The following is a 23,498-nucleotide window of genomic DNA, read 5'->3' as shown; positions in this document are numbered from 1 at the left end:
GCGGGCAGAGGCACTTATTCTTACAAAGGCCGCTATTTCGGGGAGTTGAATTTCGGGTATAACGGCTCGGAGAATTTTGCTCCCAGCGAGCGCTACGGATTTTTCCCCTCGTACGGCATCGGCTGGGTGGTTTCTGAAGAACCGTTCTTCGAAGGCGCAGGCAGGTTCATCCAGTTCCTGAAACTCCGTTTCTCCGACGGTACAGTGGGCTCCGGCAGCGGTGGCCGCCGTTTCGGTTACCAGACTTTCGTGAACGGATCGGCCGCGGGCTACACCTTCGGCGGGCCAACTGCCCGCGTAGGGTATAACGGCGTCGCGATTTCTGAATATGGTGTGGATGTAACCTGGTCCACCGCCCGCAAATCCGACCTGGGCATAGAGTTCAAAACACTCAACAACAACCTGTCGGTAGTGGTGGATTTGTTCAAGGAACGGAGAACGGGGGTGTTCCTCCAGCGCGGCACCCTGAGCGATATGGTGGGCGTGATCAGCAATCCTTACGCCAACCTCGGGGTAATCGAGAACAAAGGGATCGATATGACGGTAGAAAGCCTGCCGCTGAAGATCGGCGCCACAACCTGGAACCTGCGGGGCAATCTGACATTCAACCGCGATAAAGTCATAGAGAACGATCAGCCGGACGCGGTGCACCCCTGGATGAACCGCCGCGGTACGAACCTGAATGCCACCTACGGCCTCATCGCCCTCGGCCTGTTCACCGACGAGCATGAGATCGAAACCAGTGCCGACCAGAGTGCGCTGGGCGGAAGGCCCAGGCCCGGTGATATCCGGTATAAAGATCTCAACGGCGACGGTGTGATCAACAGTTATGACGAGGCGCAGATTGGCCGGGGGACTATTCCTGCTGTAACATATGGTTTTGGGCTGAATATGAACTGGAAAGGATTTTCCATCGGTGCGTTTTTCCAGGGAGCCGGGCAGGTTGACCGGTATATTTCCGGGGATGGGATCATTCCTTTCGCCAACGGCGCGGCGGCAGACAGGAGCAATCTTTTCGCCATTGCGGAGGATCGCTGGAGCGTGGATAACCCCAACCCGAACGCATTCTATCCGCGGCTGGGCTGGGGTGCGGCTAACAATAACAACAACCGGGCAAGCAGCTGGTGGGTGAAGGATGTTTCTTACCTCCGCCTCAAAACCGCCGAGCTGACTTACACGATTCCCGCATCGCTACTCGAGCGTTTTTCTGTGAAGAACACCCGCATTTACCTGCAGGGATACAATCTACTGACCTTTAGCAAATTCAAGCTCTGGGATCCGGAACTGGGTACTTCTAACGGTGCCATGTACCCGAACGTGACAACGGTTTCGGCCGGCATCCAAATGAACCTGTAGCATTCACATCCAAACAACAAACATGAAACGATACATATTGGTTTTTGCCACCGCATTCAGCTGCTGCGCGATGTTCAGCGGCTGTCAGAAAGGCTTCCTGGACCAGGTGCCCGACGACCGGCTGACGGTGGAAGACATTTTCAAGTTCCGGAATACGACTGAGAATTTCCTCAATAACGTTTACAGCGCGATCCCTGATGAAGCGGCGCAACGCTTCGTGACTACGCGGAATTCAGGCCCCTGGACCGGGGCGTCTGACGAGGCGGATTACAACTATTCCTTCGTTACCAGCAATAACCTCAACCTGGGCGCCTGGGGGGCAACGGACGGGTTCGTCCGTTCGTACTGGCGCAATTATTACCAGGCCATCCGCAATGCCAGCTTCTTCATGGCCAATGTGGAGAAATGCCAGGAGCTGGGGCCGCAGCTGATTTCGCAATACCGTGCCGAAGCCAGGGCGTTGCGCGCCATCTATTATTTTTACCTGGTTCGCACCTACGGTCCGGTGGTACTGCTCGGCGATTCGCCCATCCCGCTGGATGCCCCCAACGACCAGCTGCAGCTGCCGCGCAATACGATGGACGAATGTGTAAAGTATATTTCAGATCAGCTGGACGCCGCGGCCAACGACCTGCCGCTCAAACCCTCCTCCGAAGGCAATTACGGGCGCATCACCCGCGGTATCGCGCTGGCGTTTAAAATTGAAGCGCTCATGCTCAACGCCAGCCCCTTATTCAATGGCAACACGGATTATGCGGCGCTGAAAAACAAAAACGGCGTGAACCTGATCAGCCAAACATACGACCCCGCCAAGTGGGCACTCGCAGCAACGGCCGCCAAAAACTTCATCAACGAGCTTGTTCCGTCAACTTATAACCTGTACCGCGAAACCGTCAATGGATTGCCTGATGCTTACCTGTCGTGCCGCAATGTGGTGCTGACGGAGTGGGGGGCCAGTTCCAATGCCAACCAGGAATGGATTTTCGCAAGGCCATCGGCGGATATCAGCATGATGCAATTCGAGCGGACGCCCCTGCATATCGGCAACATCAACGAATCCACCGGCGGTGGCGCTTTAGGCGCAACCCAGCAGATGGTGGACGCATTTTTCATGGACAACGGCCTTCCGATCACGGACCCCGCCAGCGGATACCAGTTATCCGGCTACTCGAACTTCACGGCGCCGGGCGACGTTGCGGCAAGAAGCACCTACAATCAATGGGTGAACCGCGAGCCCCGCTTCTACGTGAACATTACCTATGACGGAAGCCGCTGGCTCAATACCAATGGCGGCCAGATCATCACCGGCACCCAGGCTTCCGGCAACTCCGGGCGCAACGCCTCCGCTTCCGACTTCAGCCCTACCGGCTACATCGTCCGTAAAAACATGATCACCGGCCCCTGGCAGACCAGCAACCGTTCGTGCGTACTGCTGCGCCTGGCGCAGGTGTATCTCAACTACGCCGAAGCCCTGCAGGAATCAGAGCCTGGGCATGCGGATGTTCTAAAATACCTCAACCTGATCCGCGAGAGGGCAGGCATCCCGCAATATGGCGCCAATCCGGGCCAGATACCGGTGCCCGCCGACCTGAAAGCCGCGATCCGGCAGGAGCGCAGGGTGGAACTTGCATTCGAAAATGTGCGCTATTTCGATACGCGCCGCTGGAAAATTGCGGAAACGACGGATAACGGCGCGTTCAAGGGCCTCAATATCGTCGGCAACGGCGCTGACTTCCTGAAAGTCGTGACTTTCGAGACGCGGTCATTCGCCAAAAGACATTATCTCTTTCCCATCCCGCAAAACGAAATCAACATCAATAAAGCGCTGGTGCAAAACACCGGGTGGTAATCCCTTCATGTTAAAAGAAGCAAAATGAAAAGACTTATCTATATATGCATGCTTTCATCGCTGCTGCCCGCTATCGGTTGTAAGAAGGAGTGGGATATCCCCGGCATGGGAGATCCCGAATACACCAACGTATACCTGGTGCAGGCTTCCAAAATACAATCTTACCAGCTGGAAGTCACCGAAACACCGGATACTATCCTGCTCAGTGCGGGCTTCGGTGGCGTAGGTACGCCAGACGGCAACCTGGAAATCACCCTGGCATCAGCCCTTCAGCTGGTCGACAGCTTCAATAATGCGCGTAAAACTGATTACCTCCCGCTGCCCGAACCGGCTTTCACGCTGACGGGCAAGGACAGCAAGCTGTTGATCTCCGCGGGGAAAACGACCTCGGCCGGCAGCCCCCTGGTTATAAAAGCATTCGGAAAACTGCGGATGGACAAAGAGTACCTGCTTCCGGTGAGCATCGCCGCTGTAAATGGCGGTGTGAAAGTGAACGAGCCCCTGCGGACCGCGTTCCTGGTTATCAAACCGAAGCCGGTGCTTTTCAATCCCGCGGGCTGGCAGATGCTGAGCTTAACTTCGGAAGAACCGGCGGAAGGCAATTCCTCAGAGCCGGATAACGGTAAGGCGATTGCAATGTTCGACGGGAAGAACAATACTTTCTGGCATAGCCAATGGAATGGCGGATACGCCGTGCCGCCGCATATCCTGGCGGTTGACATGCAGGCATCGAAAACATTGAGCGGCATATCCGTAGTACCCCGCCAGGGCAGGGTTGGAGCGGGAGGAAATTTCAAAGGAGTAAAGGTGGAAGTGAGCGCCGATGGCACCAGCTGGACGGCCGTTAACGACGGAGCGCCATTCGAATTGCCTAACAACGACGACCGCAAATTCCTGTTTTTCCCAGAACCTGTGTCCTGCCGGTATTTCAGAATAGTAATTGCCGAAACACAACATATATGGGGCGGCGTGATATTTACGCATTGCGCGGAAATGACCGGTTTCTGACAGCGATTCACCAAACCGTTCCGCATGTGGCGGAACGGTTTCCTAAAAATTTTATCATGAAAAAAACCATTTGCCTACTGACTATTTTAGGGCTCGTGGCGGCTACGGGCGCCTGTTCCAAAAGCGGCGCCGCGGCACAACCCGAAGAGCGGACGGAAACGCCCGGTCCGCCCAAGCCCTGGGCGCCGACCACGGAAATCTTCACCCGCCAGGGATCGCCCTATAGCTTTAAGCTTATCAACAAAAGCCAGCATCTAACGGAGGCCCGCAAGAAGGCCATGATCGATCATTTCTTCAAAGTCTATCCCATCATGGTCGAATTCCTGAACCCAAATGCCCTGAAGCAGCTGGTGGTAACGCTGGACCCTGATATGGACGGTATCGCTCACGCCATCAACGGGGAAATATTCATCAACGCCGCCTGGTTCATGGAAAAGCCGGAACATATCGACGTGATCACCCACGAAGGCACACATATCGTACAGGATTACAAGAAAAGCGCACTGTTCCTCCAGGAAGGTATCCCGGATTTCCTTCGCCATAAAACCGGCCTGCCGAATGTGGAATCGACCTGGAATATCGGCCCATACAGCCAAAGCCACAGTCTCGCCAGCGGTTATACCCCGGCCTCGCGATTCCTGGTGTGGCTCGACGACCGGATCGAGAAAGGGATCGTACTGGATGCGGATAAAGCCTGCCGCGCCGGTACTTATACGCCCAAATTCTGGTGGACGCGCACCGGCAGGAGCGTAGATGAGCTATGGGACCTGTATGCCGCCAATCCCGCGCTGGACGGCCCCGTCATCGCGCTGCCGGTATATACCCCGGTTCCCGGCGGAGCCATCGCCGACGGCGTGTACAGTATCATCAGCGCATTCAGCCAGCTGGCGGTGGATGTTCCCAGCGCGAAAGTGGACGACGATGTAAAACTCATCCAATGGAACTTCGAGCGCAATGCCAACCAGTTCTGGCAATTCATTCACGTAGGCGAAGGATGGTACCGCATCCACACAGGGCACAGCGGTAAAGTGGCGGAAGCCCCGGCGCAGCCAGGCAGCGGCATCGCGCAGGCTACACGCAAAAATCTCGACAGCCAGCTGTGGAAGCCGGTAAAAAACGCGGACAATACCTGGCAGCTGGTCAACAAGCTGACCGGGCTCTGCTGGGAGATCAGCGGTAGCCAGGGTGGTGCTGCCCTGCTGCAGCAGGCCTGGGCGGGCAAACAGAACCAGAAGTGGCAGCTTGTCGCCGAGTAGCGATTGTGCAGGAAGAAAGAAAATTATGAAACAAATGAACGATAAAAGAGCCTGGCTGATCGGCCTGATGATTTCGGCGGCCTGTACGGCGAGCGCGCAGGATTACGAATTGTTTTCTCCGGACAGGAAAACGGTGGTGCATATTTCCATGAAAGACAGCGTGCGGTATTCCGTATTGCACAACGGTAAAACGATTTTGCAGCCTGCGGCGATAGGATTGAAAACGACCTTTTCCGGCGGCCCGCTGAAAGTTGCCGGTGCGAAAAAAACCTCTGCTGATGCGTTGTTGTACCCGGTGGTGCGGCAGAAGAACGCCGTGATCCGTGACCATTACCGCCAACTGGAGATCCGCTTCCGCGACAGGATGGCGCTGCAATGGCGCGCCTACGACAATGGCGTGGCCTGGCGTTGGGTTTGTGAAGAGAAAGGGAAATATGAAGTGCTGGAAGAACGGGCGGATTTTGCCTTCGGACCGGAAGGCCGGTCCTGGTATCCCCGGGAAGACGGTTTCTTCTCTCACAATGAAAGGCTATACCAGGAAATGAGCATAGACAGCATCGCCCGGCAAAAAACGCTGGCCAGCCTGCCGGCGCTTTTTACCACCAAAGGCGTGCGGATCCTGGTCACCGAATCCGGGTTGCAGGATTACGCAGGGATGTGGCTCAGAGGAGATAGCTTGACAGGTATGATCCGGGGCGCATTCCCGCATTATCCCCTCAAAACGGAATTGCAGGGCGACCGGTTCGAAGTGGTGAGGGAAAGAGCCCGGTACATTGCGAAGAAGAGCGGCCCGGCGGCTTTGCCGTGGCGAATCCTGATGATAGCGGAGGAAGACAAGGCGCTGCTGGTAAACGAGCTCGTATACCAGCTGGCGGCGCCGGCTACAGGCGATTTCAGTTGGGTGAAACCCGGCAAGGCGATCTGGGACTGGTGGAACGATAACAATATTTCCGGAGTGGATTTTCGGGCCGGCATCAACACCGAAACGTACAAATACTACATTGATTTCGCCGCCAGGTACGGGCTCGAGTATGCCGTGCTGGACGAAGGATGGAGCGACACCCGCCGGCTGGAATGGATCAATCCTGCCGTGAATATGGATGAACTGGCGCGTTACGCGGCGGAAAGGAAAGTAGGGCTCGTGCTCTGGGTGAACTGGGAAGCGGTCGCCAAACCGGAACGGTTGCAGGCCGCCATGCAGCAATTTTCGAAATGGGGGGTGAAAGCGATCAAGGTAGATTTCATGCAGCGCGATGACCAGGTAATGGTGAATTATTATGAAGCCGTAGCCAAAGCGGCGGCGGCGCACCGCATGCTGGTGGATTTTCACGGGGCGCACAAACCGGCGGGCCTGCAGCGCACGTATCCCAACGTGATTACATTCGAAGGCGTTTACGGACTGGAACAAAGCAAAGGGGATAAAAGCAAGTCCATCGATCCGGACCATAACGTCACCTTTCCCTTCATCCGCATGGCCGCAGGGCCGGCGGATTACACGCCAGGCGCCATGCGCAACGCGCAAAAGGAGCATTGGGCCCCGAATTGGAGCAAACCCATGAGCATCGGTACGCGTTGTCATCAGCTGGCGATGTACGTCATTTATGAAAGCCCCCTGCAAATGCTCGCCGATAACCCGACGCACTACTACCGCGAACCCGGCTGCATGGAATTCCTCGCTGCCGTTCCGGCGGTGTGGGATACGACGATCGTGCAGCAGGCAGCGATCGGCAGCCATATCATGACGGTCCGCAAGGCTCCGGATGGCAGCTGGTACGCTGGCGCCATGACCAATTCGAAGGGCCGTTCGCTCACGCTCGAAACATCTTTCCTTCCCGCAGGGAAATATAAAATGCAGATCTGGCAGGATGGGATAAATGCCGACAGAGATGCGGAAGATTTCAAGATGTCCGAAATGGAGATAGACAGCCGCAGCCAGGTGCCGGTGGTATTACAGCCGGGCGGCGGCTGGGTAGCAAGGATTGTCAGCAAGTAATTGAATCAGCCATTCTCAATGGATGAGGAACCGTTCCGGGGTGACCGGGCGGTTTCTCTGTTTTAGAACGTTACGGTTGTTTTCCGAACCGGGCAATTTTTTATCTTAGCACCGTAAACCCTTACCTCCTATGCGCAGGATATTCCGCATTCTCCTCATTATTATGGCCTTGCTGGCCGTGATTTACCTCCTCGGCCCGAAGCCCGCCCCGCCCGACTTGCATGGCTCGCTGCCGGCAGTGCCACAGGGACTGGCGCAGGTGGAAGCGTTTGTGGATGCGAAAGAAGCGGGTTTCCCGACGCGGCCCGGCAACAGGGCGAGGATCGTCTGGGCGGGGGATTCGATGCACAAGACGCCTTTCAGCGTGGTGTACCTGCATGGATTTTCGGCCAGTGAGCGGGAAGGGTTCCCGGTGCACACGGATTTCGCGAAGAAGGACGGGTACAACCTCTTCCTGGCCCGGCTCGACGGCCACGGCCTGAAGACCCCCGAGCCGTTGCTGGATATGACCGCCCAGGGGCTCTGGAAAGATGCCCGGGAGGCGCTTGCCATCGGTAAGCAGCTGGGGGAGAAGGTGATCGTCATGGGAACGAGCACCGGCGGCACCCTGGCGCTCATGCTCGCAGCCGAATACCCGGCGGATGTAGAAGCAGTCATTAACATGTCTCCCAATATCGAAATCAACGCTCCCGGCGTCAAAATGCTGGACGAGCCATGGGGCCTCATGGTAGCCCGGTTGGTAAGGGGCGGCAAATACAACGAATCCCAACCGCAAAACCCCGAAAAGGCGAAGTACTGGTACACCAAATACCGCCTGGAAGCCGTGGTGGAGCTGGAAAACCTCGTGGATTACGCAATGCGGCCCGAATTGTTTGAAAAGATCCGCCAGCCGGTCCTCAACCTGTATTATTACAAAGATCCCGTGCGGCAGGATTCCACGGTAAAAGTTTCGGCCATCCTCGATATGCATCTAAAACTGGCCACACCCCCCGCAAAGAAGCGCGCAGTGGCCATTCCGGAAGCCGGCAGCCATGTAATTGGCTCCAGTATTACCTCGCGCGACGTTCCCGCCGTGGAAGCCGCCATCGACCGCTGGTGGAAGGATGTATACGGAAATTGAAAAAATGCGTAATTTGGGAAGAAGATATCAATAACCAATACGTTCCAGTGCTTCGTTCAGCGGTATTCTGCATGCTTTTCATCCTGTGCCTGACAGGCCGGTCCCTTGCCCAGCAACGGACTGCGGGAGATTCCATCGCCGTCCGCGCCATTGTTGTTGGAACGGATACCGTCCCCTCGATCACCCTTCGCATTTTTGATGTGTACGATAAGCTGCCGAAGCGCCTCCGCAAGGAGCGCGAACGGTGGACGCGGCTGCGCAACGCCGTTTATGTGACCTATCCCTACGCCGTTTCCGCCAGCAGGGTGCTCAAAGACGTGAGCCGCGACCTGGCTCTCTGCAAAAACAAAAAGCAGCGCAAAGAGTACCTGGCCAGCAAGGAAAAGGAGCTGAAAACCCAGTTCGGGGATAAGCTCGAGAACCTGTCGGTCTACCAGGGAAAGGTGCTCATGAAGCTCATCCACCGCGAAACGGGAGAAAACTGTTACGAGATCATCCGGGAGCTGAAAGGAGGATTCAATGCCCGCATGTACCAGACCGTGGCATTTTTCTTCGGCGGCAACCTCAAAAGCGAGTTCAATACGCAGGACGACCGGGATATCGAGCTGATCGTCCAGGAGATCCAGCTGTACAGCCGCTTCAACTGATCCCACCCGGGATTTGGTACATCCCTTCCTATACCCGAACTTTGCCGGGCAAAAATCTGAGAATCATGAAACTGGATATACTGGCAATCGCCGCGCACCCCGATGATGTGGAACTTTCCTGCGCAGGCACCCTGATGGTTCATGCCCGCCAGGGCCTGAAAACCGGCATCGTAGACCTTACCCGCGGCGAACTGGGCACGCGCGGCACGCCCGAAGGCCGCATTATCGAAGCGCAGGACGCCTGCAAGGTAATGGGGCTCGACGTGCGGGAGAACCTGGCCCTGGCCGACGGCTTTTTCCAAAACACGAAAGAAGACCAGCTGGCCGTGATCCGCGCCATCCGGAAGTTCCGTCCCACCATCGTACTGGCCAACGCCACCGACGACCGCCATCCCGACCACGGCCGCGCCGCCCAGCTGATCAAAGACGCCGCCTGGATGTCGGGCCTCCGCAAGATCGAAACCTTCGGCGACGACGGCCAGCCGCAACACGCCTGGCGCCCCGCACAGGTGTACCACTTCCTCCAGGACCGCTTCATCCAGCCCGACTTCGTGGTGGATATCACCGACGTGATCGAGCAGAAGATCGCCGCCATCAAATGCTTCAAGACCCAGTTCCTGGCCGAAAAAGACAACGAGCCGCAGACCTACATCTCTTCCCCCGAATTCTTCGACAGTGTGATGTACCGGGCCAAAATGTTGGGGAAAATGATCGGTGTGCCTTATGCAGAGGGGTATACGAGCGCGAAAATGATCGGAGTGAAGAGTTTGATGGATCTGATTAATGTGCCGACTTGATAATTAAATTGTCTTTACCGCAAAACCATTTACCGAAAATTTCATCGTGAATAAAAAATACTTCGGGTATGGTAAATTCATGGCTTTGATGACTTTACTAGGCGTTCTTTGCATCCCGGCCAAGGGGCAAATGCAGGAAAACAAACGGCAGGAACAGATCGCAGCGCGATTCCTCAAATTGATGGAAGAGAAAAACATCCAAGCCGCCCAGTCGATGATCGGTCCGGCTGAAAGCACGGAGGTGGCCGCCGCGAAGCGGAAACTTCCGGTAGCGGTGAAGGCCGTTACATCCCTTCTGCCGGGAGCTTATCATACCATCATGGCCGTAGGTGGAGATGGTAAATTTTACAGGAAATATCGCTGCCGGTATCATATTGATGGTGAGAAACAGCGGGATTTTTACCAGGTAGATGTGTATTTTGCCAATGCCTCCTCCACGAAAATCGGTAAACTGGTGTTCAAGGACCGCACGCAATTATGGAAAGAGCAATTGCGCAGGGAGCAAAACGGTGCAACGCCGCCACCGGTTACGCCGCCCGTCATCCGCCAATAACGAAAAAGCCAGGAAATTATCCTGGCTTTTTCGTTATTCTTTCACATGTTATTTTACATTACTTCACCAACCCCCTCAAATACGCTTCCTTCACCAACCCTGCCGTGTGCTTGACATTCAGCTTCTGCGTGATATTCAGCCGGTGGCATTCCACCGTCCGCAGGCTGATGAATAATTTATCCGCGATCTGTTGATTGGTATGTTCTGATGCGATCAGGGTGAGGATTTCGATTTCTCTTTTAGTCAGCTGCACTTCCCGGCCCGATTGCCTTTTGCCCATAATCATTTCGGACAGCATCGCTTTCTCCAGGCGCTTGTCGAGGTATTCTTCGCCTTCGTAGGCCCTGGTGATGGCTTCCAGGAGGCTTCCGGGGTCGGTGCTCTTCAGGAGGTAGCCCAGCGCGCCGTTGCGCATCATCTTGCGGACGTACATCGTTTCCTCATGATTGGTCAGCGCAATCACACGGACGTCGGGGAACTGGTCGGAGATTTGCTTGCAGAGCTCCACGCCGTTGGCGTCGGGCAATTGGATATCCAGCAGCAGGACGTCGGGCTCCTCCTGCTCCAGCGCTTCCAGCAAAGCGGCGCCTGTCAGGGCTTTGAAGATTAAACGGTGGCCCGGAGCCGATTGAAGCATCGTTTCCAGCCCGTTGATAATTAACAAATGGTCATCCGCGATGCCGATCCTGATTTCCATGCGTGCTCGATTGAAAAGTGTGACAGTAAATTTATGCAAAAAAACAGCATCCCGCCGAAACAACCCCCAGTAGTACTACGTAGTCACTGAAATCACGTACTACACCCGTTTTCCGGCATCAGCAAGCGATATACTTTTGTACCGTTAATCGGAACATATGAATCAGTTCATCGCTTCAATTCTCTTCATTAGCCTCGCCGCCGCTGCATGCAAAAAAGACGACGGTGAAAATAATAACGGCGACGCCAAAAAAGGATACGTCACCGGGAAAGTCCGTAACTCCGCCGGCGCGCCGGTCAAAGGCGTGAAAATCCTCATCGACCACAGCATTTTTTACAATTCCAACATGAGCACCAGCACGGGCGACGATGGCTCCTACAGCATCAGGATCCGAACCGGCTCCTGGTATGCCTTCGCTGAGCATTATCCCGTCTACAACGGCAAAAAGTACCATATCTATCTCGAACCCGACAATTCAGACGGCTTCGGCGGCGAAGGTGCCGTGCGCAACTTCACCTGGAAACTGACGGGAGAGAAGGAAGCCCCGCTTTCCGGGTACTTCGGCGGGCTCGTCACCTTCGACAATTACATCGGCGAAAGCGTGCCCAACGAAGCGGACATCACCTGGACCTTCACACCCGTTGGCCCGCTGATCGACGGTTCCGCCGGGCAAACGCTCACCCTTAAAGCCGCCGACGGCTGGCAGATCAAAGACGTGCCCATGGGCCGCTACAAAGTAAAGGCCACCTACGGCGGTAATATCCTCCAGCTCAGGAAATGGCGGACCGAAGACGCGTTCGTGAACGAGCTGACCATCGACTTCGAACCCGAAATCGCCGCGCAGTGCAACAATTGCGCGATGCTCGAATACAGAAAGACATGAGATACCGGTAATCCGGCCGCATCCGGTGCGTTCCCCAAAAACTTTCGCCATCCATAACCCCGGAATCATCGATCGAAAATGGCGTCCATTGTCCCCAAAAACAGCCAAGGTTCCTGAAGATCGTGACCACGCAAGGATATATTTATCCCTGTAACAACAGGTCCCTTTGATGATGAGCCCGTTCTTCCCGCTTCGTGCGGCGGAGAGCGGGTTTTTTTATGTGGTAAGGCCGGCGAATTCAGCGTAGATGCTCGTGCCTTCGCCCGGGCGGCTGCTGATCTCGTAATGGCCTTTCAGGAGGCTGATGCGCGTGACCATGTTCCCCAGGCCGATCCCTTTGGCGGGTACCGTGGAGGGGTCGAAGCCTTTGCCGTTGTCTTCCACGGTGAGGGTGAGGATGCCGTTGTCGTACCCGAGCTGCACGATCGCTTCGGTGGCGGCGGCGTGGCGGATGATGTTGTTCATCGCTTCCTGGATGATGCGGTAAATAAGCAGTTCCTGGTCGGAGGTCAGCCGGGGCAGGTCGCCTACCGTATAGAGGTTGATGGACAGGCCGGGATGGGAGATTTTGGCGAGGAAGGCGCGGAGGGCGTATTCCAGTCCTTCTTCCAGAAGGATTTCCGGGTCGAGGCTATGGGAGATGTTACGCACTTCGCGGGCGGCGTCTTCGATGAGGGAAACCACGCGGGCGGAGGCTTCCGGGTCGCTGCCTTTTACCGAATGCATATGGATCTTGGCGGCGGAAAGGATGCTGCCTACGCCGTCGTGCAGCTCCTGCGCGGTGCGGGCGCGTTCTTTTTCCTCGCCGGACAGCTGGGCGAGCAGCAATTGGGTGCGTTTGCGGTCGTTGGCGGCTTTCTGGCGCTGGCGGAGGAGTATCCAGGCTACGGCGCCGGCGCCTACGAGGAGGCCCACGATGGTCCAGGATACCCAGATCCAAAAGTCCTTTTGCTGCAATTCCAGTTGCTGCTGCGCGAGTGCTTGTTCCTTGCGGGCGGTGGCGTATTGGATCTCGAGCTCGTTGATGGCAGACTGGGTGGCTGTGTTGTTCATGCTGTCGTTCAGTGCCATGTATCTCTTCCAGTAATCCAATGCGAGAGCCGGCTGGTGTTGCATTTCATTAAACTCCGCCGCCAATTTCAGGATTTCACGCAATTCACTTTTGGGAAAGTAGGATTCTGCATCGCCGATGACGTTGTAGAAATACGGCGCTGCTTTGGCGGGTTGCTTTCGGCGGATCCAGGATTCGGCGTGATTGTAATCGACGTAGATTTTATAATCCGGGGATAGGGCGGGGGTAAGGTACTTGTCGGCTTCCAGGCTCCAGATATCAGCCGAATCATATTGCCCGATGCGGTTATAAATATGGGACAGGTTGATGAATGCGGTGAGGATGAGGACCGTGTCGCGATGGGCCTTTCCGGTGTCGAGTACTTCGCGCGCATGGTGGATCGCCTCGGGAAACATTTTATTCAGCGTTTCGCTGGCGATGAGGTTGACGAGGCTGCGGGCATAAATGACGGGATCGTTGAGTGCAGCGGCTACTTCATGGCCTTTTCGGGCATACAGCAGGCTCTTGGGCTTGTTGCGGAGGTCGACCATGATGGAGGCCAGGTTGGTAAGGTATTTCTGCTTGTTGAGGGGATCGTCGAGGTTTTCCGACATTTCGAGCGCTTTGATCAGGTGGTCGGCCGCCTGCTGCAGTTTGCCCATGGCCTGGTACTGCAGGGCCATGTTATTATAAGCGGCAGCGGCCTTGGCGGTGTGTTTTATTTCGAGGGATTTCTCGAGCTGAACAGCGGAAACGGCCAGGGCTTCCTCGAAGCGGAGGTTGTTGTAGAGGAAAAGGGTGTAGCGGCGGGTATAGTCGAGCAGCCCGTCGGTAAACCCTATCTTTTGGGCCAGGTCGCCGGCTTTACGGAAATAGATATCGGCGGAGTCAGGCTGGCGGGCCGAGAGCGCGATGGCGTTGGCGATGTATCGGCGGACCGTGGTGGTGTCCTGCGCGGAGGCGTTGCCGGCCGTTAGCAGCAGGATTGAGAAGAGGACGGGGAAGAGGTATTGGCGGATATCTGGCATGGTTCGGGGGAAAGCGGGACAAATATAATAAAAATGCCTGCCGGAGGGAATGGCAATGGATATGCGGCGGATGGCGGGGTTGGAGAAGGGGCGAGGCGTGACTGGCGGCCTGGGGTGGGGGTGAGGGAATGATACGGGTAATGAAAGTCCTGCCGCTGATGCCGGCCGGGCATGCGGGAGGGGTTGGGGTATGGCGCGAAGGGATGGGTAGGGATCGCGGCCTGGGTAGGGCAAAACGGTCCCTTGAGCCCTGAGGGTTGTTCAGGGCGGTTTTGATCACGGTACAATGGAGCCCGCTGCAGTCATGTGGGTGCCTGGGGATGGGGGCATCTGTCCAAGGGGTGTCATGACTTGCCGAAACTAGATGAATAAATCCTGTGTAGCATCAAATTCATCCTGTTTGTTGATGGCGTTTTTGATAAACGGAATCAAAGCAAGGCCAATCGTTACAATCGCGAGTAAAATGTTTCTAAGTTTCATATCCAATCAATTTTTACCTGTGTACTTATAACTAAAATACGTGCCAAAAGGTTAAATGGTTCCGCAGTGAAAAAATCCGTTTCCCGTAGGTAAAATGCGCCATTTCCGGGGGAGCCTTGCTGGGCTTGGATTTAACCTTATGTTCATCTATGGGGATTCAAAACAATATAGATACAAACAATATCAAGGTGCAATAAATCTATTTGATTTATCCCTTTTTGCAATGGAACTTTGCGGCGGCAATCACCCGATAGCGCAAATTGAAAATCAATAAACAGAATATAGTACTTATTATGAAAAATGCAGTTTTATCAGTAGGAGCCCAATTCCCTGAGTTCGCAAAAAAGGCAGTAGTTTCCATCGAGAAAGGCAAGGAGTTCTACGACATCTCTTCCGAAGAGATCAAAGCTTCCGGAAAATGGATGGTGATGTTCTGGTGGCCCAAAGATTTCACTTTCGTGTGCCCCACCGAAATCGCCGAGTTCAACAGCCATTACCAGGATTTCGCTGACCGCGACGCCATCCTGATCGGCGCTTCCACCGACTCTGAATTCGTACACCTCGCCTGGAGAAACAACCACGACGACCTCCGTGGCCTGAAATTCCCCATGCTGGCCGATACCTCCAAATCCCTGGCCGATGAGCTGGGTATCCTGGAAGCCAACGAGAAGATCGCATACCGCGCCACTTTCGTGGTAGACCCTCAGGGTATCGTGCGCTGGACTTCCGTGTACGACCTCTCCGTAGGCCGTAACGTGAAAGAAGTGCTCCGTGTACTGGACGCGCTGCAGACCGACGAGCTGTGCCCCTGCAACTGGCAGAAAGGCGAAGCCACCCTCACCGCGTAATGTCGTGACTTTATTTCGTGGCCGGGCGGCAGGCGCTTGCCCGGCCATTTTTCTACCATCTCAAAGCATACAACCGATGTTTGGAACCAATACAAGCGATACCGCGCAGCAGATCATGCAAACGGTAGGACTGGGCGCAGCCGAAGTGCCCGCGAAGCTGGCGGCCCTTTCCGCCGTGGACGCACGCTATCTGAAAGACCTGAAAATCAACATCACCAACGCCCTGGAGGCTTCTACCCTGGAAAAGAAGGAAGCTTACCTGATCGGCCTGAGCGTGGCGGTGAACGAGAAACTGGCCGCTTTGCAGGGCGGGTTCGAGCAGCTGGCGCTGGCGGCCGGGGCTACGGACAAGGAAGTGGCCGACGTGATCAGCTGCACTTCCCTCATGAACGCCAATAACGTGTATTACCGTTTCCGCCACTTCGTGGAGAAGGAGTTTTATACCACGGCTCCCGCCGGTATCCGGATGAGCATTATGGCCAACCCGGTGATCGGGAAGGAGTTTTTTGAGCTCCTGAGCCTGGTGGTGAGTGCGCTGAATGGTTGCCAGATGTGCGTGACCAGCCACGAAGAGGCGCTGCTGAAGCATGGCACGTCCCAGCAGCGGATCCTTGATTCGGTGAGGCTGGGCGCGGTTGTCAAGAGCCTGGGTGTCCTCATTTGATGTTACTTTTGTCCACTTTTTTAGACAGTCAATTTCAGGTGTGAATAAAATCGCTACCTTTAATTTGATATTTACATAAATAAATGCGACTTTTGCAGTCCAAAATTTTTAGAACATGGCTAGAGTATGTCAGGTGACTGGGAAAAAACCTATTACAGGTCATCACGTATCTTTCTCGAACATTAAGACAAAGAGAAGGTTTCTGCCCAATCTGCAAACCAAGCGTTTCTTTTTGGCGGAAGAAGACCGTTGGATTACACTGAAAGTGTCTGCAGACGGTCTGAGAACCATTAACAAGCGTGGTCTCTACACTGTAGTGAAAGAAATGCGCGCTGCAGGTAGAAAAGACGTTTAGTTTTAATTCATTCGGTATCAACTTAACCAGCATAAAATGGCAAAGAAAGGTAACAGGGTGCAGGTAATCCTCGAGTGCACGGAGCATAAGACCTCCGGTCAGCCCGGGACTTCCCGCTACATCACCAACAAGAACAAGAAAAACACTCCGGAGCGCCTGGAGCTGAAGAAGTACAATCCCATTCTCCGGAAGGTGACTGTGCACAAAGAAATCAAATAAGGTCGACTTAATTGCCTGGCTGTTAATCGTATACGTCTATTCGATTAGCGCTTGACGATTGACAACCTTTACAATTAACGTTTAACATTTATACAAGATGGCAAAACAAGCTTCTAAGAACTCGAAAGTAAAAGACGCTAAAGCTGCAGCAGAATCGAAAGTGTGGACCAAAGTGATCAAAGCTGAACGCTCTCCGAAATCCGGTGCGTACACCTTTAAGGAGCAGATCATCCACAAGGATACTGTACAGGAGTACTTCAACAAAAAGTAATCCGGCTTTACTCATCATACTACACGGGAGCTGTTCGTACTTGACGGACGGCTTTTTGTGTTTATAATACTTATCTTCGCTCCAGTTTTTTAACCACTAGCAATCACCAGTATGGGATTTTTCAATAAGCTCTTTTCCCGCGAAAAGAAGGAAAGCCTCGACCAGGGCCTGCAGAAGACGAAAGAGAGCTTCTTTTCCAAAATAGGCCGCGCCATCGCCGGCAAATCCACCGTAGACGCCGAAGTACTCGACAATCTCGAAGAAGCCCTCGTTTCCGCAGACGTTGGCGTTGATACCACCGTCCGCATCATCGAAAGGATCGAAGCCCGTGTATCGAAAGATAAGTACATGGGAACCAGTGAATTGAACAGGATGCTGCAAGAAGAAATTGCAGCTATTCTCGTGGATGCCCCCGACAGCGGTTTCCGGGATTTCTCCACCCCCGAAGGCAAAAAGCCCTATGTGATCATGGTGGTAGGCGTGAACGGCGTGGGTAAAACCACCACCATCGGCAAGCTCGCCTATAATTATAATAAAGCCGGCAAATCAGTGCTCCTGGGGGCCGCGGATACCTTCCGCGCCGCCGCGGTTGACCAGCTTACCATCTGGAGCGAGCGCGTAGGAGTGCCCATTGTAAAACAACAAATGGGTTCCGACCCCGCCGCTGTGGCATTCGATACCGTGCAAAGCGGCGTTTCCCGCGGCTCCGAAGTTATTATCATCGACACCGCAGGCCGTCTACATAATAAACTCCACCTGATGGACGAGCTTTCCAAAATCAAGCGCGTGATGAACAAGGTGATCCCGGACGCCCCGCACGAAGTGCTGCTCGTCCTCGACGGCTCCACCGGCCAGAACGCCCTCGAACAGGCCAAACAGTTCACCGCCGCCACGGAAGTGACCTCCCTGGCCATCACCAAACTCGACGGCACCGCCAAGGGCGGCGTGGTGCTCGCTATTGCCAACCAGTTCAAGATCCCCGTGAAATACATCGGCATCGGTGAAAAAATGGAAGATCTGCAGGTATTCGACAAAGAAGAATTCGTGGATTCACTGTTTAGTTTAAATGGCTGATTATCAAAATTATAATTTGAATGCCGGAAGTTGTGCTTCCGGCATTTTTTTGTGTCTGAATCTCCAGGTGTCAGCATGAAGCGATTCAATGGCTGGCTTTAGCCCGTCGATCGGTTTGTGGCAGTGCGACTTTTACAGCATTGTTGGAGCCCGGTTAAAAGCAAGGTTAGCATATGAATCCATATCCCGGCTCCACAGTATTACAGTTGTTGCGGCTGGTAACTTATTCGATGACGACCACGGATCTTCCAATTTTCCACCAATCCTCCCGCTATGCGCTCCGAACGCAGCAATTCCTTAAATTTGGGAGAGTCATTTGTTTTCACCCATTAAAACAATTCGCGTTTATGATAGTACAATCCATAGATCGAGTTGACCATATCACACCGGAAGAATTCAGGAAACACTATTACGAGCCCCGCAAACCCTTGATCATCACAGGATTGTCCAAACAGTGGCCGGCTTATGAAAAATGGACCTGGGAATATTTCAAATCCATCGTCGGCGACAGGACCGTAGGCGTCTACAACAACGAAAGGGCAGGGGCCAAAACCCTCGTCAACGGCGCGGACGAATACATCACGTTCGGCCAGTACCTGGATATGGTGGCCATGGGGCCCGTCCAGCTGCGCATTTTCCTGTTCAACATTTTCCAGCATGCCCCGCAGCTGACGGACGATTTCAACTGGCCCGACTTCCTGGCGAAGGGCTTCCTCAAAAAGTATCCCATGCTCTTCGTGGGCGGCGGCGGGTCGGTGGCGCATATGCATTACGACATCGATCTCAGCCATATTTTCCACACCCAGTTCGTAGGCCGCAAGCGTGTGCTGCTCCTGGAAAACAACCAGTCGGAGCTCATCTACCGCATGCCCATGACGGTGGAGAGCGCGGCGAATTTTGTGGGCTGGGCGGAGCGGCTGGACGAAAACCGTTTTCCCGCCCTGCGGTACGCAAAAGCCTATACAACGGTGCTGGAACACGGCGATACGATGTTCATGCCCGGCGGCTACTGGCACCATATGGAGTACCTGGAAGGCGGGTTTGCCATGAGCCTGCGCGCCCTCGACCAGTCGATCTCCGGCAAGCTCAACGGCCTCTACCATATCGCGGGGTTGCGGAGTATGAACAACCTCCTCATCAAGATGGCGCCGGAGTGGTGGTACCATTACAAACGCAGGATAGCCAACCAAAGAGCCGAAAAAGCCATGCGCCGTTTGCTCGCCTGAGCAGAAAGTGTAGTAATTCAAATAATTTGTTTACCTTTGCGTCTTCTCAATAGCTCCACTTAGGCTCATAGTCACTTCAAACAGCTTGCCTGCTGTAACATTAGAGCGTGTCTGCGTGTCTTCGTGGCAATTCCGGTAACGAAACCGGGAGAAATTAAAAAATTGCTTTTTGAAGACGAGAACTTTAAAGAAAGACAAGGTTAATATTATTACGCTGGGTTGCTCCAAAAACATGGTGGATTCGGAGGTATTAAGCGGTCAGCTGAAAGCCAACGACATCAACGTGGTGCACGAAAATGCCAAACGCGATCACAACATCGTGATTGTCAACACCTGCGGATTTATTGACAAAGCAAAGGAAGAATCCATCAACACCATCCTCGACCAGGTAGACCTGAAGGAAAACGGAAAGCTGGACAAGGTCTATGTGACCGGATGCCTCAGTGAGCGTTACCGTGGCGACCTGGAGAAGGAGATCCCGGGCGTGGACGCCTGGTTCGGTACGATGGAGCTCACTTCCATCCTGAAGAAATTCGACGCCGATTACAAGGCGGAGCTGATCGGGGAGCGTTTGTTAAGCACGCCTTCGCATTATGCTTACCTCAAGATTTCGGAAGGATGCAACCGCACCTGTTCCTTTTGCGCCATCCCGCTCATGCGCGGCCAGCACGTATCCAAGCCCATCGAACAGGTGGTGGCGGAAGCGGAGCGCCTCGTGAAGATCGGCGTGAAGGAAATCATGCTCATTGCACAGGAGCTGACTTACTACGGCCTGGATCTGTACAAACAGCGCCGCCTGGCCGATCTGCTGCATGCCCTCGCCGACGTGAAAGGGCTGGAGTGGATCCGCCTGCACTATGCGTACCCCACCAAGTTCCCCATGGAAATCCTGGATGTGATGCGCGAACGCGATAACATCTGCAACTACCTCGACATCCCGCTGCAGCATATCGCCGACCCGATGCTCAAAGCCATGAAGCGCCAGATCACCCGCAAAGAGATCGTGGACCTCATCGCCGGCATCCGTGAAAAAGTGCCCGGCATCGCCCTGCGTACCACGCTCATCACCGGCTTCCCCGGCGAAACCCTGGAAGACGTGGAAGACGTGAAACGGTTCCTTGAAGAAGTCCGCTTCGATCGCGTAGGCGTATTCACCTACAGCCACGAGGAAAACACTTCCGCTTACGAGCTGGAAGACAACATCCCGGCTGAAGAGAAAGAACGCCGCGCGCAGGACATCATGGAAACGCAGCAGGAAATCTCCCTGGAGAAAAACCAGGAGATGGTTGGCAAAGTCTTCAAAGTAATAGTAGATAAAAGAGAAGCCGGCCGATACCTGGGCCGCACGGAGTTCGATTCAGTGGAGGTGGATAATGAGGTGATCATTAACACGGACAGGAAGTTGAAACCCGGAGATTTTGTACAGGTTAAAATTACCAGGGCGTTCGACTACGACCTGGAAGGAGAGCTGGTTTAAAACTTTTTGTACCGGCAACATTGATCACCCGGTCCGGTTTCTAAAACAACCCCGGGCCACACCGAAAAAATTTACATGACTACATTCGAATCATTAGGCTTACAGGAAAATCTGCTCAAAGCCGTTACCGATCTTGGCTTCGTTTCCCCGACTCCCATCCAGGAGAAAGCCATCCCGGTGCTGCTTGGCGGCGACCGCGACTTCGTGGGCCTCGCGCAGACCGGTACCGGTAAAACGGCCGCTTTCGGCCTGCCCCTGCTGCACCAGCTGGATACCAAAGTGCGCAACGTACAGGGCCTGATCCTGTGCCCCACGCGCGAGCTGTGCCTGCAGATCGCCAACGACCTCAAGAACTTTTCCAAATACCTCGGCGACGTGAACATCGTTGCCGTATACGGCGGTACTTCCATCGGCATGCAGCTCCGCGACCTTAAGCGCGGCGCCCACATCGTGGTAGCCACCCCCGGCCGCCTCCTCGATATCATCGAGCGCGGCGCCATCAACTTCGACAACGTACGCTACGCCGTACTCGACGAGGCGGATGAAATGCTGAACATGGGCTTCCAGGAAGACATCAACAGCATCCTCTCCAACACGCCGGAAGAAAAAACCACCTGGCTGTTCTCCGCTACCATGCCCGCTGAAGTGCGCCGCATCGCACAGAAGTACATGGAAGATCCGTTCGAACTGACCGTAGGCGGCAAGAACACCGGCAACGCCAATATCGAACACGAATACTACGTGGTGCGCCCCCGCGACAAATACGCCGCGCTGAAACGCATCGTGGACTATAACCCCGATATCTTCGGCATCATCTTCACCCGCACCAAGATCGAGTCGCAGGAAATCGCGGAATCACTGATCAAAGACGGCTACAACGCTGACGCACTGCATGGTGACCTTACCCAGCAGCAACGTGACAAAGTGATGAAACGCTTCCGCGAGAAGAACCTCCAGGTACTGGTGGCTACCGACGTGGCCGCGCGCGGTATCGACGTGGATAACGTTACGCACGTAATCAACTACGAACTGCCCGACGACGTGGAGAACTACACCCACCGCTCCGGCCGTACCGCCCGTGCAGGCCGTTCCGGTGTATCCATCGCCATCATCAGCGGCCGTGATATCGGAAAGATCCGCCAGATCGAGCGCGTGATCGGCAAGAAGTTCGAAAAGGCGGAAGTGCCCGATGGCTTCGCCGTTTGCGAAAAACAACTCTTCGCACTCGTACACCGCGTACATAACGTTACCGTGAACGAAGAGCAGATCGATCCCTATCTCACCCGCATCTACGAAGAATTTGCGGACCTGAGCAAGGAAGATATCATCCGCCGCTTCGCTTCCCTCGAATTCAACGAATTCCTCGAATACTACCAGGACGCTCCGGATCTGAACGTGAAAGAAGGCCCCCGTGGCGCCGACGAGCACTCCATGACCCGCCGCAATTCCGGCAAGTTTACCCGCTTGTTCATCAACCTCGGTTCGGTAGACAATTTCACCCGCGGCGACATGCTCCGCTTTATCTGCGATAACGCAGGCATCCGCGGCAACAAAATCGGCCGTATCGACCTCAAAGGCGTTTATTCCTTCTTCGAAGTGGAGAACGACGCAGCGCCCCAGGTACAATCCGGTTTCAAGCAGGTGGAATACAATGGCCGTTCCGTAAGGATCGAAACTTCCCAGGATGGCGACAAGCGCAAGCCCGGCGGCGGCGGTGGATACCGCAGCTACGGCGATCGCCCGAAGAAAACCTGGTCCGGCAGCGAAGACGGTGGTTTCCGTCCGCGCCGCGAGTATTCCAAAGGCGGTTCCGGTGGCGGTTTCCGTCCCAAACGTGGATAAACTCTTTTCTTATCAAGAAATATTATACCCGCAAGCGCCAGTTTGCGGGTATTTTTTTACCTTGTACGAAAGCACCCAAAGCCCAGATATGACGACCCAACATCCGAGCAAACAGCTCCCCGCAGACGAGGAACCCTTCAGGAAACTGCAGCCCGTAGAGCCTTTCTCCCTGTTTTCGGCCAGGGACATAGAGCTGTTCCAGGCCGGGCTGCACGACCGGCTGTACGAAAAGTTCGGCTCCCACGGGCTTACCTACGAAGGGAAACACGGTACTTATTTCGCCGTGTGGGCGCCCAATGCGGCTTTTGTGTCGGTAATCGGGGATTTCAACGGGTGGAATGCATACAGTCATACCCTGTTCCCCAGGTGGGACAAATCGGGCATCTGGGAAGGGTTTATCCCCGGGATGAAGGAGCAGCAGCTTTACAAATACTTCATCCGGTCCAATTCCGGGGAAGAACTCCGCAAGGGCGACCCCTTCGCCAACAGCTGGGAACTGCGGCCCAAAACGGCTTCCATCACCTCGAAGCTGGAATATAAGTGGAAAGATGCGGCGTGGATGAAGAAAAGAGGGGAGAAGAACAGCCTGAAAAGCCCGATTTCCGTGTACGAAGTGCATCTTGGCTCCTGGCGCCGGCCCGACCCCGACGACCACGAGCGTTTTTATACCTACCGCGATATGGCGGCGATGCTGGTGCCGTACGTGAAGGAAATGGGCTTTACGCACGTGGAGTTCATGCCCGTGGCCGAGCATCCGTTCGACGGGTCGTGGGGGTATCAGCTGACGGGCTTCTTCGCGCCCAC

The 23,498-nt window shown here is 54.7% G+C and carries 21 protein-coding genes and 1 pseudogene; 20 read left to right on the top strand and 2 right to left on the bottom strand.

The features are described from left to right. The 9 genes from Q0510_RS24070 to Q0510_RS24030 all read left to right on the top strand — a co-directional run. The coding region (locus Q0510_RS24070) for a SusC/RagA family TonB-linked outer membrane protein (RefSeq protein ID WP_298717618.1) at window positions 1-1,356 on the top strand (1,356 nt) is incomplete at its 5' end. Between the two features lie 22 nt (window positions 1,357-1,378). Then, window positions 1,379-3,205 (top strand): RagB/SusD family nutrient uptake outer membrane protein, encoded by a 1,827-nt coding sequence (locus Q0510_RS24065; protein WP_298717615.1) that lies wholly within the window; start codon window positions 1,379-1,381, stop codon window positions 3,203-3,205. 24 nt (window positions 3,206-3,229) lie between these two features. Beyond that, window positions 3,230-4,213, top strand: coding sequence for a discoidin domain-containing protein (locus Q0510_RS24060; RefSeq protein WP_298717612.1), 984 nt, complete (start codon window positions 3,230-3,232; stop codon window positions 4,211-4,213). 56 nt (window positions 4,214-4,269) lie between these two features. Continuing rightward, a complete protein-coding gene (locus Q0510_RS24055) occupies window positions 4,270-5,469 on the top strand; it encodes an RICIN domain-containing protein (protein ID WP_298717609.1) in 1,200 nt (399 codons plus the stop codon). Window positions 5,470-5,503: 34 nt separating this feature from the next. After that, entirely contained in the window at window positions 5,504-7,462 is a 1,959-nt protein-coding gene (locus Q0510_RS24050; protein ID WP_298717606.1) for a glycoside hydrolase family 97 protein, read from the top strand. 130 nt (window positions 7,463-7,592) lie between these two features. Further along, window positions 7,593-8,582 (top strand): alpha/beta fold hydrolase, encoded by a 990-nt coding sequence (locus Q0510_RS24045; RefSeq protein WP_298717604.1) that lies wholly within the window; start codon window positions 7,593-7,595, stop codon window positions 8,580-8,582. 71 nt (window positions 8,583-8,653) lie between these two features. Beyond that, entirely contained in the window at window positions 8,654-9,229 is a 576-nt protein-coding gene (locus Q0510_RS24040) for a DUF4294 domain-containing protein (protein WP_298717601.1), read from the top strand. 65 nt (window positions 9,230-9,294) lie between these two features. After that, window positions 9,295-10,026, top strand: a complete 732-nt coding sequence (gene bshB1 / locus Q0510_RS24035) for a bacillithiol biosynthesis deacetylase BshB1 (protein ID WP_298717599.1) — start codon at window positions 9,295-9,297, stop codon at window positions 10,024-10,026. 46 nt (window positions 10,027-10,072) lie between these two features. Beyond that, window positions 10,073-10,579: a hypothetical protein gene (locus Q0510_RS24030; protein WP_298717596.1), complete on the top strand. Its 507-nt coding sequence runs from the start codon at window positions 10,073-10,075 to the stop codon at window positions 10,577-10,579. A gap of 58 nt (window positions 10,580-10,637) precedes the next feature. On the opposite strand, the gene Q0510_RS24025 is transcribed toward Q0510_RS24030, so the two are convergent. Further along, a complete protein-coding gene (locus tag Q0510_RS24025) occupies window positions 10,638-11,276 on the bottom strand; it encodes a response regulator transcription factor (RefSeq protein ID WP_298717590.1) in 639 nt (212 codons plus the stop codon). 157 nt (window positions 11,277-11,433) lie between these two features. On the opposite strand from Q0510_RS24025, the gene Q0510_RS24020 reads away from it, so the two are divergent. Then, window positions 11,434-12,159 carry a carboxypeptidase-like regulatory domain-containing protein gene (locus Q0510_RS24020; RefSeq protein WP_298717588.1) on the top strand — a complete coding sequence of 242 codons (726 nt, stop codon included), beginning with the start codon at window positions 11,434-11,436 and terminating at the stop codon, window positions 12,157-12,159. A gap of 216 nt (window positions 12,160-12,375) precedes the next feature. Here Q0510_RS24020 and Q0510_RS24015 read toward each other — a convergent pair whose 3' ends face one another. After that, window positions 12,376-14,238, bottom strand: a complete 1,863-nt coding sequence (locus Q0510_RS24015) for an ATP-binding protein (RefSeq protein WP_298717585.1) — start codon at window positions 14,236-14,238, stop codon at window positions 12,376-12,378. A 773-nt stretch (window positions 14,239-15,011) separates the two neighbouring features. Between Q0510_RS24015 and Q0510_RS24010 the strand changes: the two genes are divergently transcribed. The 10 genes and pseudogenes from Q0510_RS24010 to Q0510_RS23965 form a co-directional block, all read left to right on the top strand. Further along, window positions 15,012-15,566, top strand: coding sequence for a peroxiredoxin (locus tag Q0510_RS24010; RefSeq protein ID WP_298717582.1), 555 nt, complete (start codon window positions 15,012-15,014; stop codon window positions 15,564-15,566). A 76-nt stretch (window positions 15,567-15,642) separates the two neighbouring features. Further along, window positions 15,643-16,230, top strand: a complete 588-nt coding sequence (locus Q0510_RS24005) for a carboxymuconolactone decarboxylase family protein (RefSeq protein WP_298717579.1) — start codon at window positions 15,643-15,645, stop codon at window positions 16,228-16,230. 115 nt (window positions 16,231-16,345) lie between these two features. Then, window positions 16,346-16,585, top strand: coding sequence for a 50S ribosomal protein L28 (rpmB, locus tag Q0510_RS24000; RefSeq protein WP_126249338.1), 240 nt, complete (start codon window positions 16,346-16,348; stop codon window positions 16,583-16,585). A 36-nt stretch (window positions 16,586-16,621) separates the two neighbouring features. Next, entirely contained in the window at window positions 16,622-16,804 is a 183-nt protein-coding gene (rpmG, locus tag Q0510_RS23995; protein ID WP_149837928.1) for a 50S ribosomal protein L33, read from the top strand. Window positions 16,805-16,901: 97 nt separating this feature from the next. Next, on the top strand, window positions 16,902-17,075 hold the full coding sequence (locus Q0510_RS23990; protein ID WP_298717560.1) for a DUF4295 family protein: 174 nt from the start codon (window positions 16,902-16,904) through the stop codon (window positions 17,073-17,075). A 111-nt stretch (window positions 17,076-17,186) separates the two neighbouring features. Next, window positions 17,187-18,149 (top strand): signal recognition particle-docking protein FtsY, encoded by a 963-nt coding sequence (gene ftsY, locus Q0510_RS23985; protein ID WP_298717556.1) that lies wholly within the window; start codon window positions 17,187-17,189, stop codon window positions 18,147-18,149. A 347-nt stretch (window positions 18,150-18,496) separates the two neighbouring features. Next, on the top strand, window positions 18,497-19,375 hold the full coding sequence (locus Q0510_RS23980) for a cupin-like domain-containing protein (protein WP_298717553.1): 879 nt from the start codon (window positions 18,497-18,499) through the stop codon (window positions 19,373-19,375). Between the two features lie 169 nt (window positions 19,376-19,544). Next, window positions 19,545-20,852 carry a 30S ribosomal protein S12 methylthiotransferase RimO gene (gene rimO / locus Q0510_RS23975; RefSeq protein WP_298717549.1) on the top strand — a complete coding sequence of 436 codons (1,308 nt, stop codon included), beginning with the start codon at window positions 19,545-19,547 and terminating at the stop codon, window positions 20,850-20,852. A gap of 75 nt (window positions 20,853-20,927) precedes the next feature. Next, window positions 20,928-22,694, top strand: coding sequence for a DEAD/DEAH box helicase (locus tag Q0510_RS23970; protein ID WP_298717546.1), 1,767 nt, complete (start codon window positions 20,928-20,930; stop codon window positions 22,692-22,694). Window positions 22,695-22,782: 88 nt separating this feature from the next. Further along, a pseudogene (locus Q0510_RS23965) lies at window positions 22,783-23,498 on the top strand (1,4-alpha-glucan branching protein GlgB); the annotation flags it as partial.

The organism is uncultured Chitinophaga sp., assembly GCF_937874145.1.
In the GTDB taxonomy this organism is placed as follows: Bacteria; Bacteroidota; Bacteroidia; order Chitinophagales; family Chitinophagaceae; genus Chitinophaga.
This window is presented reverse-complemented; position numbering and strand designations above follow the sequence as displayed.